The following is a 13,734-nucleotide window of genomic DNA, read 5'->3' as shown; positions in this document are numbered from 1 at the left end:
CGCAGAAGGTTGGCGCGCAAGGAAGGCGAACTGGCGAACGTCCATGTGATGTCTCGATGCCCAAAGGGCGGTAAAAAATTAAAGGAAGAAATCCAGTCGGAAATAGATCGGCGCTTCACGTTCTGTGATCGGGTCCGGTCGTTCCAAAGAGTGTGCGAAGGTCACCGTGGCGGCGACGTTCTGGCCGCGGGCAAACAGGTCGACCGAGTTGCTGCTCATGCGCCCATGCTGCTCGGCGTTGTAGCGGCCGTGGCTGATCACGCCCTGGTCGTAACCGAGGCTGGTGCCGTATTCGCTGAGCACCGGTTGCAGCCAGGCCCAGGTCACCGGGCGGCTCCAGCGCAGGTCGTTGCGCCAGTAGCCGCCGCTGTCGCCGCTGAGGGTCTGGTCCTTGTAGCCACGAATCGACGACTGCCCGCCCAGGCTCATGCGTTGCGGGCTGAAGAGCACGTCTTCGCTGCGCTGGCCGGTCATCAGGCTGCTGAAACTGAACGACTCGCCCCACAGCTTGAACGGGTACAGGTAGCTGAGCGTCGCGGTGTATTTGCGGTAGCGCGCATCCGGCTGGCCCGGGCGCGGGTTGTGGTTGGCCTGGGCGTCGAAGGCGCCGATACCGTCCTGCATGCCCAGGTCGATGTTGAGAAATGAGCCGCCAATGCGCCGGCCATGGTTGATGCCGAATTGCGCTTCGCTCAAGCGGTTGCTGCTCAGGGCCAGCTTGCTGTCTTCGATGAAGTTGTTGGTGCGCAGGTAGGCCACGCCGGTGCTGAGGGAGGTTTTGCTCAGCGAGTCGCGGTGGACCACCCGCTCCAGGCGCAACTGGTGGTTCTGGCTGTCACCGGACTGCTTGAAGTTGAAGTTGCTGGCCTGGGCCAGGGAGCGGTACTCGGACTCGCTGTAGCTGTAATTGAGGTTCCACCAGCCAAAGGGCAGGTTGTAATTGAGCATCGAGTTGCGCGAGGTTTTCTGGTGATCGCTGACCGCATCATGGCCGCCGCGCAGGGAGAGTTGGTCGGCCAGGCCGAGCGGGTTGTCCCAGTCCAGGCTCGCGCCCCACTGCTGTTCGCCGGTGCTGCGTTGGCCGCCGTTGTGGCGCGACAGGCCGACGCGCCAGGGTTTCTGCGGGGCGTTCTTCACCAACACGTCGCTGCCGCCGACGGCCTTGCCGGGGGCCAGTTCCATCTGTGCCTGGTTCGACGGCAGGCGGTTCAACTGGTCGACCATCTGCTCGATTTCACGCAGGTTGAGCAAGTCGCCGGATTTGCCGGGGAAAGCCATGGCCAGTTGGCGATCGCTGATGCCGCTGCCCTCCTCGCTCTTCATTCCTTCCAAACGGCCTTCGATCACCTGCACCTTCAGGTTGCCGCTGGAGAGGTCCTGTTGCGGCAGGTAGGCGCGGCTGGTGACCAGGCCTTTACCGAGGTAATGATCGGTGATGACCTTGAGCAGCTCGTTGAGCTGCGGCACGCCGAGGCATTGGCCGATGTAGGGTTTGAGCAGGCTGTCGCGCTCGCCTTCGGACAGGGCGTCGGCGCCGCTGAGTTCGATGGTTTTGATGGGGAAGCAGCGGGTGTCGGCAGGTGCTGATGGTTTGGCTGGGGCGGAAGTTTTTCCGGGCAGGTCTTTCAGTTCTTCCAGGCGGCGTTGCTGCTCTTCGAGCAGACGGTCCTGGCGGTCGCGGATCAGGTCAGTGACGCCTGGCGTGTTCGGTGGAGTGGCGCCTTGAGCCAAGCTGGCTGTGCCCAGGCAAAAAAAAGCGGACAGCAGGCTGAGCCTGGTCCGACGTACCGAACGCCACATGTTTAGATCCCTCTACATGGCACTGTGCCATCAATGGGCGGCGATCTTAGGGTGGCGTTTTGATGGCGTCAACAAAATGTATAAATTTGTTTCAGCGTTGGTACGTAACGTGGACTGATAAAACCCAAGGCAACAAAGCCTGCATTTCTGCAGGCTTTGCTCTATCGGGTTCCACGCCTGGGATGTACACATGACTAACTGTAGTGAGCGGGCTTGCCCCGCGCCGCGATGTCTGAGACCCCGCATGTCTACCTGACACACCGCAGCGCGGGGCAAACCCGAAAGCACGGAATTCAAGGCAAAAAAAAGCCTGCATCTCTGCAGGCTTTTCTCTATCTGGCTCCACGACCTGGACTCGAACCAGGGACCCAATGATTAACAGTCATTTGCTCTACCAACTGAGCTATCGCGGAATGCGCCGTATGTTACTGATTAAAAAGGGGAAGTCAAGCTTTCTCTGGCAATTGGGTCGATTAAACCGGATGGCCGGTTGAAAGCGGGTGTTCCCTAGCCAACTCCAACCAGGCCAGCGCGGCCGGTGGCAGGTGGGCGCTGGCGCGCCAGGCCAGGGCGATGTGCCAGTCGGTGTGGGGTTCGTCCAGGGGGATCAGGGCGATGCCCGGGTGTTGATGTTTGTGGGCGAGCATGCGCGGCAGGAAGGCGACGCCCAGCCCGGCGGACACCAGGTCGACGATAAAGTCGATCTGCCCGCTGCGGGCGGTCACCCGGGGCGTGACACCTTTGCGCTCACAGGCGGCGAGGATCTTGGCGTTCAGGGCAAAACCGGCTTCGAACAGAATAAACGGCGAATCCGCGAGGTCGGTGAAGTCGATACGTGTGCGCTGCGCCAGCGGGTGGCTCACGGGCAGTACTGCCATCAACGGCTCGTTGCGCACCGGCTGATAGTCGAAGCCTTCATCTATAGGCAACAAGAGCGCCGCCAGGTCGATCTCCCCCGCTTCCAGGCATTCGCGCAGTTTTTTGCTGCCGTATTCGGTGAGTTCGATTTCGATGTCCGGGTAGCGGCTGCGGTAAGTGGCGAACATCGCCGCAAACAACACACCGCAGCCCACCGGTGGCAAGCCGATGCGCAGCAGGCCGCGCTTGAGGTCGCGCAGGTCGTTGATTTCAGCGACCAGGTCGTTGCGCTCGGCAAGCAGCACCAGGGCGCGGCGGTAGGCGATTTCGCCGGCCGCGGTGAGTTCGTTGCGATGCCCCAGGCGATTGAGCAGCGGCACGCCCAGTTCGTCTTCCAGGGTCTTGACCGCCTTGCTCACCGTCGACTGAGTCAACGACACCACTTCAGCCGCCTGGGAGAAGCCGCCTTGGCGCACCACCTCGACAAAGGCGCGTAATGTTCTGAGGTTCATCAGTATTCCTTTCGCGACTGGCTACTAGCGATAAAAGTTGTTTTTATCATGCCAGAAGTTTGCCTATCCTGAGCCACCTTGCCTTGTGGAGCCACTGTTCATGATCATCTCGTCCGCCTCCGACTACCGCGCAGCCGCCCAGCGCAAGCTGCCGCGCTTTCTGTTCGACTACATCGACGGCGGCGCCTACGCCGAACACACGCTGCGCGCGAACAGTTCGGACCTGGCCGAGATCAGCCTGCGCCAGCGCATCCTGCGCAACGTCGACAACCTGAGCCTCAAAACCACGCTGTTCGGCCAGGAACTGGACATGCCGGTGATCCTCAGCCCCGTGGGCCTGACTGGCATGTACGCGCGACGCGGTGAAGTGCAGGCGGCGAAGGCGGCGGCAAACAAGGGCATTCCGTTCTGCCTGTCGACCGTGTCGGTGTGCCCGATTGAAGAAGTGGCGTCACAAAGCGCCCGGGCGATCTGGTTCCAGCTCTATGTGCTCAAAGACCGCGGTTTCATGCGCAATGCGCTGGAGCGTGCGCAAGCGGCGGGCGTGACCACCCTGGTATTTACCGTCGACATGCCGACCCCAGGCGCACGTTATCGGGATGCGCACTCGGGCATGTCCGGGCCGTTCGCGGCTTCACGGCGCATGTTGCAGGCCGTCACCAAGCCGCAATGGGCCTTCGATGTGGGCGTGATGGGCCGCCCTCACGACCTGGGCAACATCTCCAAGTACCTGGGCAAACCTACGCACCTGGAAGACTACATCGGCTGGCTGGCGAATAATTTCGACGCGTCCATCAGCTGGAAAGACCTGGAGTGGATCCGCGAGTTCTGGAAGGGCCCGATGATCATCAAGGGCATCCTCGACCCGCAAGACGCCAAGGACGCGGTGAGCTTCGGCGCCGACGGCATCGTGGTGTCCAACCATGGCGGACGCCAGCTGGACGGCGTGCTCTCCACCGCCAAGGCCTTGCCGCCGATTGCCGACGTGGTGGGCGATGACCTCACGGTGCTGGTGGATTCGGGCATCCGCTCCGGGCTCGATGTGGTGCGCATGCTCGCCCTGGGTGCCAAGGCGTGCTTGCTGGGCCGCGCCACCGCCTACGCGCTGGCCGCCGATGGCCAGAGCGGCGTGGAAAACCTGCTGGACATCTTCGCCAAGGAAATGCGCGTGGCGATGACCCTCACCGGGGTCACCTCCATCGCGCAGATCGACCGCTCGACGCTGGTCTAGCCCTGCTGCTCGACGATCCCACGGGCCTTGAGCTGGGCCAGTTGCTCGGCTGACAGGCCCAAGCGCTGCCCGAGGATATCGTCGGTGTGCTGCCCCAGCCTCGGCGCCGGCCGCAGGTATTCCACGGGGGTGCCGGACATCTTGATCGGGCTGCCGACCATGGCGAAGTCCGGGTTCTGCGGGTGGGGAATCTTCACCATCAAATTGCGCGCAATCACCTGGGGTTCTTCCAGGGATTGCGCAATGGAGTTGATCGCCCCCACCGGCACTTTCGAGGCGTGAATGCAGGCCACCCACTCATCGGCGCTGCGCCCGAGGAAGTGCGCCGAAAGCAACGCCACGATTTCTTCACGGTGGGCCACGCGGTCGGCATTGCGGCGAAAGCGCGGGTCATCCGGCAAGTGCGGCAAACCGATGCTCTGGCACAGGGCGATAAACTGGCTGTCGTTGCCGCAGGCAATAATGAAGTCGCGGTCGGCGGCGCGGAACACCTGGTACGGCACGATATTGGCGTGGGCATTGCCGTAGCGCTGCGGCACCTTGCCCGAGGCCAGGTAGTTCATGCTTTGGTTGGCCAAGGTGGCGACCTGCACATCCAGCAATGCCATATCAATGTACTGACCGACGCCAGTGCGCTCCCGGCTGAGCAGCGCGGCCTGGATCGCCACGGTGGAATACAGGCCGGTCATCAGGTCGGAAAACGCCACGCCGACTTTTTGCGGACCGCCGCCCGGCAAGTCATCACGCTCGCCGGTGATGCTCATCAAGCCGCCGATGCCCTGGATGATGAAGTCATAACCCGGCTCTTCGGCACGCGGGCCGGTCTGGCCGAAGCCGGTGATGGAGCAGTACACCAGGCGCGGGTTGATCTCGGCCAAGGTCGCGTAGTCCAGGCCGTAGCGCGCCAGGGAGCCGGCCTTGTAGTTCTCGATCAGCACATCGGAACTGGCCGCCAGCGCCCGCACCAGTTCCTGGCCTTCAGGGGTGGCCAGGTCGATGGCCACGGATAACTTGCCGCGATTGGTCGATTGATAATACGACGCCTCGCCGGACGACTCGCCGGTGTCGGTCTTCATCCAGGGCGGGCCCCAGCCACGGGTGTCGTCACCGCTTTGAGGGCGCTCGATCTTCACCACTTCCGCACCCAGGTCCGCCAACACTTGCCCACACCAGGGGCCGGCCAACACCCGGCTTAAATCCAATACTCGCAAACCTGTCAAAGCACCCATTGTTCTTATCCTGTGAGGTTGGCAAATCAGCCGACAGTCGGCTCTTCATGGCGCAGGGAAACACCCAGCATCGCCCGCCGCCGCAGCCAGGGGCTGGGGCGGTAGCGCGGGTCGTGGGTGAGTTCGTTCATGCGCTGCAAAATCGTGAGGAGGCGCCGTGGCCCTAGGGCATCGCCCCAGGCCAGCGGGCCCTGTGGATAGCCCAAGCCCAGGTGCACCGCCTGGTCGATATCGTCGACGCTGGCGATGCGCTGCTGGGCAATATCGCAGGCCAGGTTGACCACCATGGCCAAGGTGCGCTGGGCGACAAAACCCACGCTGTCACCGATCACCGTCACCCCTACTCCATCCGCTGCCAGCAAGGCATGGGCAGCGTCGCGCATGGCGGGGGATGTGAGCGGGTTTTGCATCAGGGTGCGATGACGCGACAGGTCCGTCAGCAGGTCGATGCACAGGGTGCGCGCCGGGTCGGTGTCGAAACGCACGCAGGCGCTGGTGGCGTCACGGCCGTACGGCGCCAGCAGGCACAGTGCCTGGGCCGACGGCTGCGCGACATGCTCCAGATGGGCGCCGAGGTCGATCACCAAGGCGCTCAGGCGCTCGTAGTCTTCACTGTTCTCGGTGGCGATCCACACGGGTGGCTGCGGCTGTACCGTGGGCACAGGCTGAGGTTGCGGGCCGTTGATGAGCTGGCCGTTTTCATAGTGATAGAAGCCCTGCCCCGTCTTGCGCCCCAGGCGACCCGCCACCAACATCTGCCGGGTCAGGGCAGATGGCCGGTAGCGCGGCTCCTGGTAGAACTGGTTATAGATCGACTCCATTACCGGGTGGGACACGTCCAAACCTGTGAGGTCCAGCAACTCCAGCGGCCCCATGCGAAACCCGGCGCCGTCACGCAGGATACGGTCGATATCACCGCGCTCGGCAATGCCCTCGTCGAGCATCTTCAAGGCTTCGGTGCCGTAGGCGCGACCGGCGTGGTTGACGATGAAACCGGGGGTGTCCTTGGCGCGCACGCCGCGATGGCCGATGCGGGCAACCAACGTCAGCAGTGCATCGCCGACGGCTGGCGCGGTGGCCAGGCCGTCGATGACCTCCACGACACGCATCAACGGCACCGGGTTGAAGAAGTGCAGCCCGGCAACACGCTCGGGGCGCTGGCAACCGGTGGCGATGGCCGTGACCGACAGTGAAGAGGTATTGGTGGCCAGGATGCAGGTCGGGCTGACGATGCCTTCCAGCTGTTGCAACAGGCCGCGCTTGGCGTCGAGGTTTTCCACGATGGCTTCGACGATGAGGTCGCAATCCTTCAGGTCGTTGATCACGCCAGCGATCTGCAGGTTAGCGAGTGCCTCATCCATCACCGCCTGGCTGATCTTGCCCTTGCCCACCAGCTTGGCGAATGTCGCGCCGAGGTTTTCCCGTGCCGATTGCGCAGCGCCTTCACGCGCATCGAACAACCGTACCGTCACGCCCGCCTGGGCGGCGATCTGCGCAATGCCGGCGCCCATGACGCCGGTGCCCACGAGGCCCAAGGTATTGATCGTGTGGCTCATGTTTATTCCCCTCGGTAGTGCGGCGCGCGTTTTTCGAAGAACGCGGCGGCGCCCTCCTTCTGGTCCTTGGAATCGAACAGCAATTGGAACGCCTTGCGCTCCAGCACCAGGGCGCTTTCCAGCGGCAAGTCGGCGCCGGCCAACATCACCTCCTTGATCTGCTCCACCGCCAAGGGCGGCAAGGCAGCGATCTGCGCGGCCAACTCGAGGGCGCGGGGCAGTGTCTGGTGGTCAGGGACCATCTCGCTGAGCATGCCCATGGCCAGGGCTTCCGGCGCACTCACCATGCAGCCAGTGAGCGCAATGCGCATCGCCTGGAATTTGCCCACCGCCCGAATCAAGCGTTGGGTGCCGCCCGCCCCCGGCATCAGGCCCAACTTCACTTCCGGCTGGGCAAAGCGCGCCGACTCGCCGGCCACGATCAGGTCGCAGTGCATTGCCAATTCGCACCCACCGCCCAGGGCAAATCCGTTGACCGCCGCAATCACCGGCTTGGGGCAGCGGCTGATGGCTTCCCACAGGTACTCGGTGTGGCGACGGTACATGTCGATCGCGCCCGCGCTGGCGAACTCCTTGATGTCCGCGCCGGCCACGAAGAATTGCTCGCCACCGGTGAGCACGATGGCACGCACCTCCCGACGCTTGGCCAAGTCACGAAAGTGCTCGGCCAGTGCTTCGCGCACCTGGGCATTGAGGGCGTTTTTCACCTCGGGGCGGTGGATACGTACTACGGCCACGCCATTGTCATGGACGTCGAGGGTCACCACAGATGGGTTTGCGCTGGTCACATTCACTCCTGCTGCAACGTTCTTGTTAGTTGGACTGTCATTTGTTTCGCTATGCGAAATAACATTCCGTATTTAGCGATAATCATAGGTATCGACTCTGCAGGTGTAAACGTAAAAACCAGAACACATTTGAAAACGGCCTATAAACCTTTGTTTTAAAGGTATTTATCAGTCGCCAGGTGCAGGTTTCGAAAACTTGCTTAGTTTCGCTGTGCGGAATACTATTTTGTTTTGTTGATTTTATAAAAAAATGAGGCTTACCATGCGCCGTCGAAACCTGGATGCGGACAGCACCGAAGTGCCTGCAGGCAACACCGCCTTCGAGCATGTGCTGATTGACCCGATGAACAACGATGAGGAGGAAGACAAGGACCGTCAGTTCGTCACCGCCCTGGCGCGCGGCCTGGAACTGCTGCGTTGCTTCACGCCGAGCGAGAGTGTGCTGGGCAACCAGGAACTGGCGCGCAAGACCGGGCTGCCAAAGCCGACGATCACGCGGATGACCCACACACTGACGCGCTTGGGTTATCTCAAGCAAATGCCGCAGTCGGGTCGGTATCAGCTGGACGTGGGGGTGATGGCCTTCGGTTACGCCATGTTGTCGAACCTGTCGGTACGGGCTGTGGCCCATCCGTTGATGGAGACCATGGCCAAGTACGCCCAGGCCGCCGTCGCAATGGCCACTCGGGACCGCCTTGATGCGGTGTACCTGGACGTGGTCCAGGGTGAAGCGAACATGACCATGCGCCGCCAGGTCGGCACGCGGTTGCCGTTGCACTTGAGTTCAGCAGGCCGCGCCTGCCTGGCAGCAATGCCGGAAAACGAGCGGGAGTTCATTCTCGACCACATCCGCCAGCGCCATCTGGAGGACTGGCCGAACATCCGCAAGGGGCTGGAACGCGCCTTCCGGGACTACACCGATTACGGCTATTGCATGTCGATCGGTGAGTGGCACCGCGATGTCAACGCCATCGCCGTACCGCTGCGACACGCACAACACGGCTTGCTGGCGTTCAACTGTGGCGGACCGAGTTTCCACCTCTCGCGGGAGAAACTCGAAGACGACATCGGCCCACGCCTCAAGCACATGGTGAACAACATCGAGGCCGCCACCCGCTAGCTGGACCGGTGCATGGCCTCGGCAGATCGACGATAACAGGCCCGCCGAACGGGCCGCTGAGGAATGCACATGATCCGAGACGCACAAACGCTTCATATCCTGGTGGACGCCATCGCGCAGTTCGTCGATGAAGCGCTGATCCCACGGGAAAACGAAGTCGCCGAGACCGATGACATCCCGGCGGACATCGTCAGCCAGTTCCAGGACATGGGCCTGTTCGGCCTGACCATTCCCGAAGCCTACGGCGGCCTGGGCCTGACCATGGAAGAAGAGGTGACCATCGCCTTTGAACTGGGGCGCACCTCCCCGGCGTTCCGTTCCTATTTCGGCACCAACAATGGCATCGGTTCCATCGGCATCCTGCTCGACGGCACCGACGCACAGAAGGAACACTACCTGCCGTTGCTGGCCAGCGGCGAGTTGCTCAGTTCGTTCTGCCTCACCGAACCCGACTCCGGCTCCGACGCCGCCTCGTTGAAAACCACTGCCGTGCGCGAGGGTGACCACTACGTGATCAACGGCACCAAGCGCTTTATCACCAACGCGCCCCACGCCGGCATTTTCACCGTGATGGCGCGCACAAACCCGGCGATCAAAGGCTCGGGCGGCATCAGCGCATTTATCGTCGAGCGCGATACTCCCGGCCTGTCCCTCGGCAAGCGCGACCACAAGATGGGCCAACAAGGTGCCCATACCAGCGACGTGATTTTCGACAACGTGCGCGTGCCGGCCAGCCAACTGATTGGCGGCGTGGAAGGCGTGGGCTTCAAGACCGCCATGAAGGTGCTCGACAAGGGTCGCCTGCACATCGCCGCCGTCAGCGTCGGCGCCGCCGAACGCATGTTGAATGACGCGCTGAACTACGCCATCGAACGCAAGCAGTTCGGTCAGCCCATCGCCGAGTTCCAGTTGATCCAGGCGATGCTCGCCGACAGCAAGGCCGAGATCTACGCCGCCCGCTGCATGGTGTTGGACGCTGCGCGCAAGCGTGACGAAGGCCAGGACATCGGCACCGAAGCCTCGTGCTCGAAGATGTTCGCCACCGAGATGTGCGGCCGCGTCGCCGACCGTTGCGTGCAGATCCACGGCGGCGCCGGCTACATCAGCGAATACGCCATCGAACGTTTCTACCGGGATGTGCGCTTGTTCCGCCTGTATGAGGGCACCACGCAAATCCAGCAGTTGGTGATTGCCCGCAACATGATTCGCGCGGCGCAACGCTAGGTTTCACCGCTTCACCCATACCCAATGCCCTAACAACTACAAACAAGGTATCGCTATGGAAGTCGCCGCATCGGCGGGCGCGTTGTCGCCTGCAAAAAGCAAACTGTGGATTGTTGTGTTCGCCTTCTGCTTCCTCGGCCTGTTGATCGATGGTGCAGACCTGATGCTGCTGTCCTACAGCCTCAGCAGCCTGAAAGCCGAGTTCGGCCTGACCAGCGTCGAAGCCGGCAGCCTGGGCAGCTTCACCCTGGCCGGCATGGCCATCGGCGGCATCTACGGCGGCTGGGCCTGCGACCGTTTCGGCCGGGTGAAAACCGTGGTGTGGAGCATCCTGCTGTTTTCCGTCGGTACGGCGGTGCTGGGCATGACCCACAGCTATTGGCAGTTCGCGAGCACACGGTTCTTCGCCTCCCTGGGCCTGGGCGCCCTCTACGTGGCGTGCAATACCCTGATGGCCGAATACGTGCCCACTCGCTACCGCACCACGGTGCTCGGTACGCTGCAAGCCGGTTGGTCGGTGGGCTACATCGTCGCCACCCTGCTCGCCGGCTGGATCCTGCCGGAGCACGGCTGGCGCTGGCTCTTCTACGTGGCGATCATCCCGGTGATCCTGGCGGTGCTCATGCAACGCCTGGTGCCGGAACCCCAGGCCTGGATCACTGCCCAGGCTGAACGCGCCCAGCAGAAAGCCAACGGCATACGCCAAGCCACGCAGAAAAAGCCCGACGGCATGTTCAAGCTGATCTTCAGCGACCCGAAAGCCAGCCGCATGTTCCTGTTGTGGGCGCTGACCGCAGGCTTCCTGCAGTTCGGCTACTACGGCGTGAACAACTGGATGCCGTCCTACCTGGAAAGTGAATTGGGGATGAACTTCAAGTCGATGACCAGCTACATGGTCGGCACCTACGCGGCGATGATCTTCGGCAAGATCCTCGCCGGCCTCGCGGCCGACCGCCTGGGCCGGCGCACCGTGTTCGCGTTCGGTGCCTTGGGCACAGCGATCTTCCTGCCGGTGATCGTGCTGGACCAGAGCCCTGAGAACATCCTGTGGATGCTGGTGGTGTTCGGCTTCCTGTACGGGATTCCCTATGGTGTGAACGCCACCTACATGACTGAAAGCTTCGAGGCGAAATTTCGCGGTTCGGCGGTGGGCGGGGCCTACAACATCGGGCGTATTGGCGCGGCCGTAGCGCCGGCGGCCATTGGTTTCCTGGCGTCCCACGGTTCCATCGGCATGGGTTTCCTGGTGATGGGGGGCGCGTACTTTATTTGTGGTGTGATCCCCGCGTTGTTTATTCGCGATAAGCAGTTCGACCCACAGAAACAGTAAGGCCGCCCGCTTAGTTGCCAAATAACTGGCGTCATCATTCAGCGACTGTTTTCGAATCTGAAAACAGTCGCTTGATTTATAAAGGGTTTTATTTTTATACAACGATTTGGCATGAATCTCGCTCTAACCTTTTTCAAGCAGGTTAAGCGATGACAAGACGTGCGGCAGTACCCAGGGGTTATAACCCTTGTCAAAGCGGTTTAAACTGTTTCCAATGTTTTACGGAACTGAAGGAACAGTAAGACGCTTGGCACTCGCCACTCTCATCGAGCCTGTAAGACAGTAAGTGCTTAGAGGCCGATCGCTTATGAAAACACCGACCCAGACCCACGCAATTGACTTCGACAGTGCCAAATTGCAACGCCTGGGCTTTGGTCAGCCTTCCCTCCTCCCCATTCGCCGCCCCGCGTCGATCGCTCAATTGCGCCAGCAATTGGGCCTGCACTTGCAGACCAGCCTGGAACCGGAGCGCATCCTCGGCCTGTTTTTCCGTGAGGTTCAACGCTTGGTGCCGTTGGATGCCCTGCACTATCGCCACGAAGCCAGCGACCTGCGCCTGGAGTTTGGTCATCGCGGCCATCACTCGGTGAGCTATACCTTGAGCCATGAAGGCGAGCATCTGGGTGAGCTGATTTTCCGTCGCAACCAACGCTTGGTCGAAGAAGAACTCGGGCAGCTAGAATCGTTGTTGGCCACCCTGCTGTACCCGATGCGCAACGCCCTGCTCTACCGCGCCGCCACCCGCAGCGCCCTGCGTGACCCCTTGACCGAAACCGGCAACCGCATCGCCATGGACCAGACCCTGCAACGGGAAATCGACATGGCACGCCGACACCTGAGCCCGCTGTCCTTGCTGATGCTGGACATCGACCACTTCAAGAAAATCAACGACACCCACGGCCATGCTGCCGGCGATAACGTGCTACGCGCCGTGGCCGGAGCAATCAAAAGCCAGTTGCGGAATGTGGACATGGTGTTTCGCTTTGGCGGGGAAGAGTTTCTGATCCTGCTGTCGAACACCGGCCGGGAGGCGGCGGCGATGGTCGGTGAGCGCCTGCGCCAGGCGGCACAGGCCCAGGATTATTGGGCGGACGGTACGCGGATCGAATTGACGGTGAGCCTGGGTTGCTCGACATTGTTGGCGGCGGAAACGGCCGACAGCTTGCTGCGCCGCGCCGACAATGCGCTGTACGTGGCCAAGCGCGAAGGCCGCAACCGCTTGGCAATGGCGGGGTAAGCACCCCGCCATCACGCTTACATCACGCTTCGCTGGCCACGCGCGCCTGACGCTCGCGAACGGCTACGGGCGCCTTTTCCTTTTCTTTTTCCAGACGCATGCAGCTTTCCAGGAAGAGGTACATGTAGTCGTAGCTCTTGCACACCGCCTGGCGCAACTCAACCTGCAGGGCCTTGCTCGGGTTCATTCCGGCCAGGGTGCAGATGATTTCCAGGGCTTCCCACGGGTGAGCATCGTCGTACTGGGCGTGCATCTTCAGCCACTTCATCGCGCGCTTGCGGTCTTCCTCAGGGAAGGCTGCCGCGTACACACCGGTGGAGCACACCACGGCGGACCACTCCCCAGTAGCCCCCTCGATGGCGTAGTTGGTCGCGGCAATCGCCACGATCAACGCGTCGGCCGAGCTGGTGTGCCAGCACCAATGGCTCAGTGCGTGCAACTCAGGCGGTACATTCTGCGCCTGCAGTTCTTCGAGGCTGACACCATGTGCCCGCGCCCAATGCACCCAATAATCGGCATGGTTCAGTTCCACGCGAATATTGCGCATCAGCCACCGGCGCGCCATATCCTCCCCAGGATGGCGGGCAAACTTGGTCTTGGTGAGGTTCTGTGCCATGTACAAGGCAAACTGTTCCACCACGGGCCAACCACCGATCAGGTAGTGACGCAGGGTCTTGGCGCTGAGCGTGTTGTCGCGCATGCGCTGGTACAGTTCGTGCTCGACAACTCGGCGCTTGCTCTCGCTACAGTCCTGGATCAATTGCTGCGCCCAGGCGGGGTAACTCGAGGCTTCCATAAGCGGGCCGGTTCTGTTGAATGTGTCGATCACTATAGGGCTCCTTTTTAAGT

11 protein-coding genes and 1 tRNA gene are annotated in these 13,734 nt (G+C 61.9%); 5 read left to right on the top strand and 7 right to left on the bottom strand.

Annotated features, from left to right (window positions below; all coding sequences use genetic code 11):
* Nucleotides 1–78: 78 nt before the first annotated feature.
* From HX803_RS14205 to HX803_RS14195, 3 genes are all read right to left on the bottom strand, one after another.
* Nucleotides 79–1,800: a ShlB/FhaC/HecB family hemolysin secretion/activation protein gene (locus HX803_RS14205; RefSeq protein ID WP_178921430.1), complete on the bottom strand. Its 1,722-nt coding sequence runs from the start codon at nt 1,798–1,800 to the stop codon at nt 79–81.
* 337 nt (nt 1,801–2,137) lie between these two features.
* A tRNA-Asn gene (locus HX803_RS14200) sits at nt 2,138–2,213 on the bottom strand.
* 60 nt (nt 2,214–2,273) lie between these two features.
* Nucleotides 2,274–3,170 (bottom strand): LysR family transcriptional regulator, encoded by an 897-nt coding sequence (locus tag HX803_RS14195; protein WP_178921428.1) that lies wholly within the window; start codon nt 3,168–3,170, stop codon nt 2,274–2,276.
* A 100-nt stretch (nt 3,171–3,270) separates the two neighbouring features.
* Here HX803_RS14195 and lldD point away from each other — a divergent pair, with 100 nt between their 5' ends.
* Entirely contained in the window at nt 3,271–4,401 is a 1,131-nt protein-coding gene (lldD, locus tag HX803_RS14190) for an FMN-dependent L-lactate dehydrogenase LldD (protein ID WP_178921426.1), read from the top strand.
* Here the strand turns inward: lldD and HX803_RS14185 are convergent.
* The 3 genes from HX803_RS14185 to HX803_RS14175 are packed head-to-tail and all read right to left on the bottom strand — an operon-like array spanning nt 4,398 to nt 7,974.
* Nucleotides 4,398–5,630: a CaiB/BaiF CoA-transferase family protein gene (locus HX803_RS14185; protein ID WP_178921424.1), complete on the bottom strand. Its 1,233-nt coding sequence runs from the start codon at nt 5,628–5,630 to the stop codon at nt 4,398–4,400. The two genes, lldD and HX803_RS14185, sit on opposite strands and share 4 nt — an antisense overlap.
* Before the next feature lie 26 nt (nt 5,631–5,656).
* Nucleotides 5,657–7,186: a 3-hydroxyacyl-CoA dehydrogenase gene (locus HX803_RS14180; RefSeq protein WP_178921422.1), complete on the bottom strand. Its 1,530-nt coding sequence runs from the start codon at nt 7,184–7,186 to the stop codon at nt 5,657–5,659.
* 2 nt (nt 7,187–7,188) lie between these two features.
* A complete protein-coding gene (locus HX803_RS14175) occupies nt 7,189–7,974 on the bottom strand; it encodes an enoyl-CoA hydratase (protein ID WP_178921420.1) in 786 nt (261 codons plus the stop codon).
* Between the two features lie 262 nt (nt 7,975–8,236).
* Between HX803_RS14175 and HX803_RS14170 the strand changes: the two genes are divergently transcribed.
* From HX803_RS14170 to HX803_RS14155, 4 genes are all read left to right on the top strand, one after another.
* Nucleotides 8,237–9,094 carry an IclR family transcriptional regulator gene (locus HX803_RS14170; RefSeq protein WP_178921419.1) on the top strand — a complete coding sequence of 286 codons (858 nt, stop codon included), beginning with the start codon at nt 8,237–8,239 and terminating at the stop codon, nt 9,092–9,094.
* Between the two features lie 69 nt (nt 9,095–9,163).
* A complete protein-coding gene (locus HX803_RS14165; RefSeq protein WP_178921417.1) occupies nt 9,164–10,318 on the top strand; it encodes an acyl-CoA dehydrogenase family protein in 1,155 nt (384 codons plus the stop codon).
* A gap of 55 nt (nt 10,319–10,373) precedes the next feature.
* Entirely contained in the window at nt 10,374–11,648 is a 1,275-nt protein-coding gene (locus HX803_RS14160; RefSeq protein ID WP_178921414.1) for an MFS transporter, read from the top strand.
* A 307-nt stretch (nt 11,649–11,955) separates the two neighbouring features.
* Entirely contained in the window at nt 11,956–12,885 is a 930-nt protein-coding gene (locus HX803_RS14155) for a GGDEF domain-containing protein (RefSeq protein WP_178921413.1), read from the top strand.
* A gap of 22 nt (nt 12,886–12,907) precedes the next feature.
* Here the strand turns inward: HX803_RS14155 and HX803_RS14150 are convergent, their stop codons facing one another.
* Nucleotides 12,908–13,681, bottom strand: a complete 774-nt coding sequence (locus tag HX803_RS14150) for a TenA family transcriptional regulator (RefSeq protein WP_218647053.1) — start codon at nt 13,679–13,681, stop codon at nt 12,908–12,910.
* Nucleotides 13,682–13,734 lie beyond the last annotated feature (53 nt).

It is taken from the genome of Pseudomonas sp. P7548 (assembly GCF_013386585.1).
GTDB lineage: Bacteria > Pseudomonadota > Gammaproteobacteria > Pseudomonadales > Pseudomonadaceae > Aquipseudomonas.
Note: the sequence above shows the minus strand (reverse complement) of the source record. Positions and strands in the feature narration are given on the sequence as shown.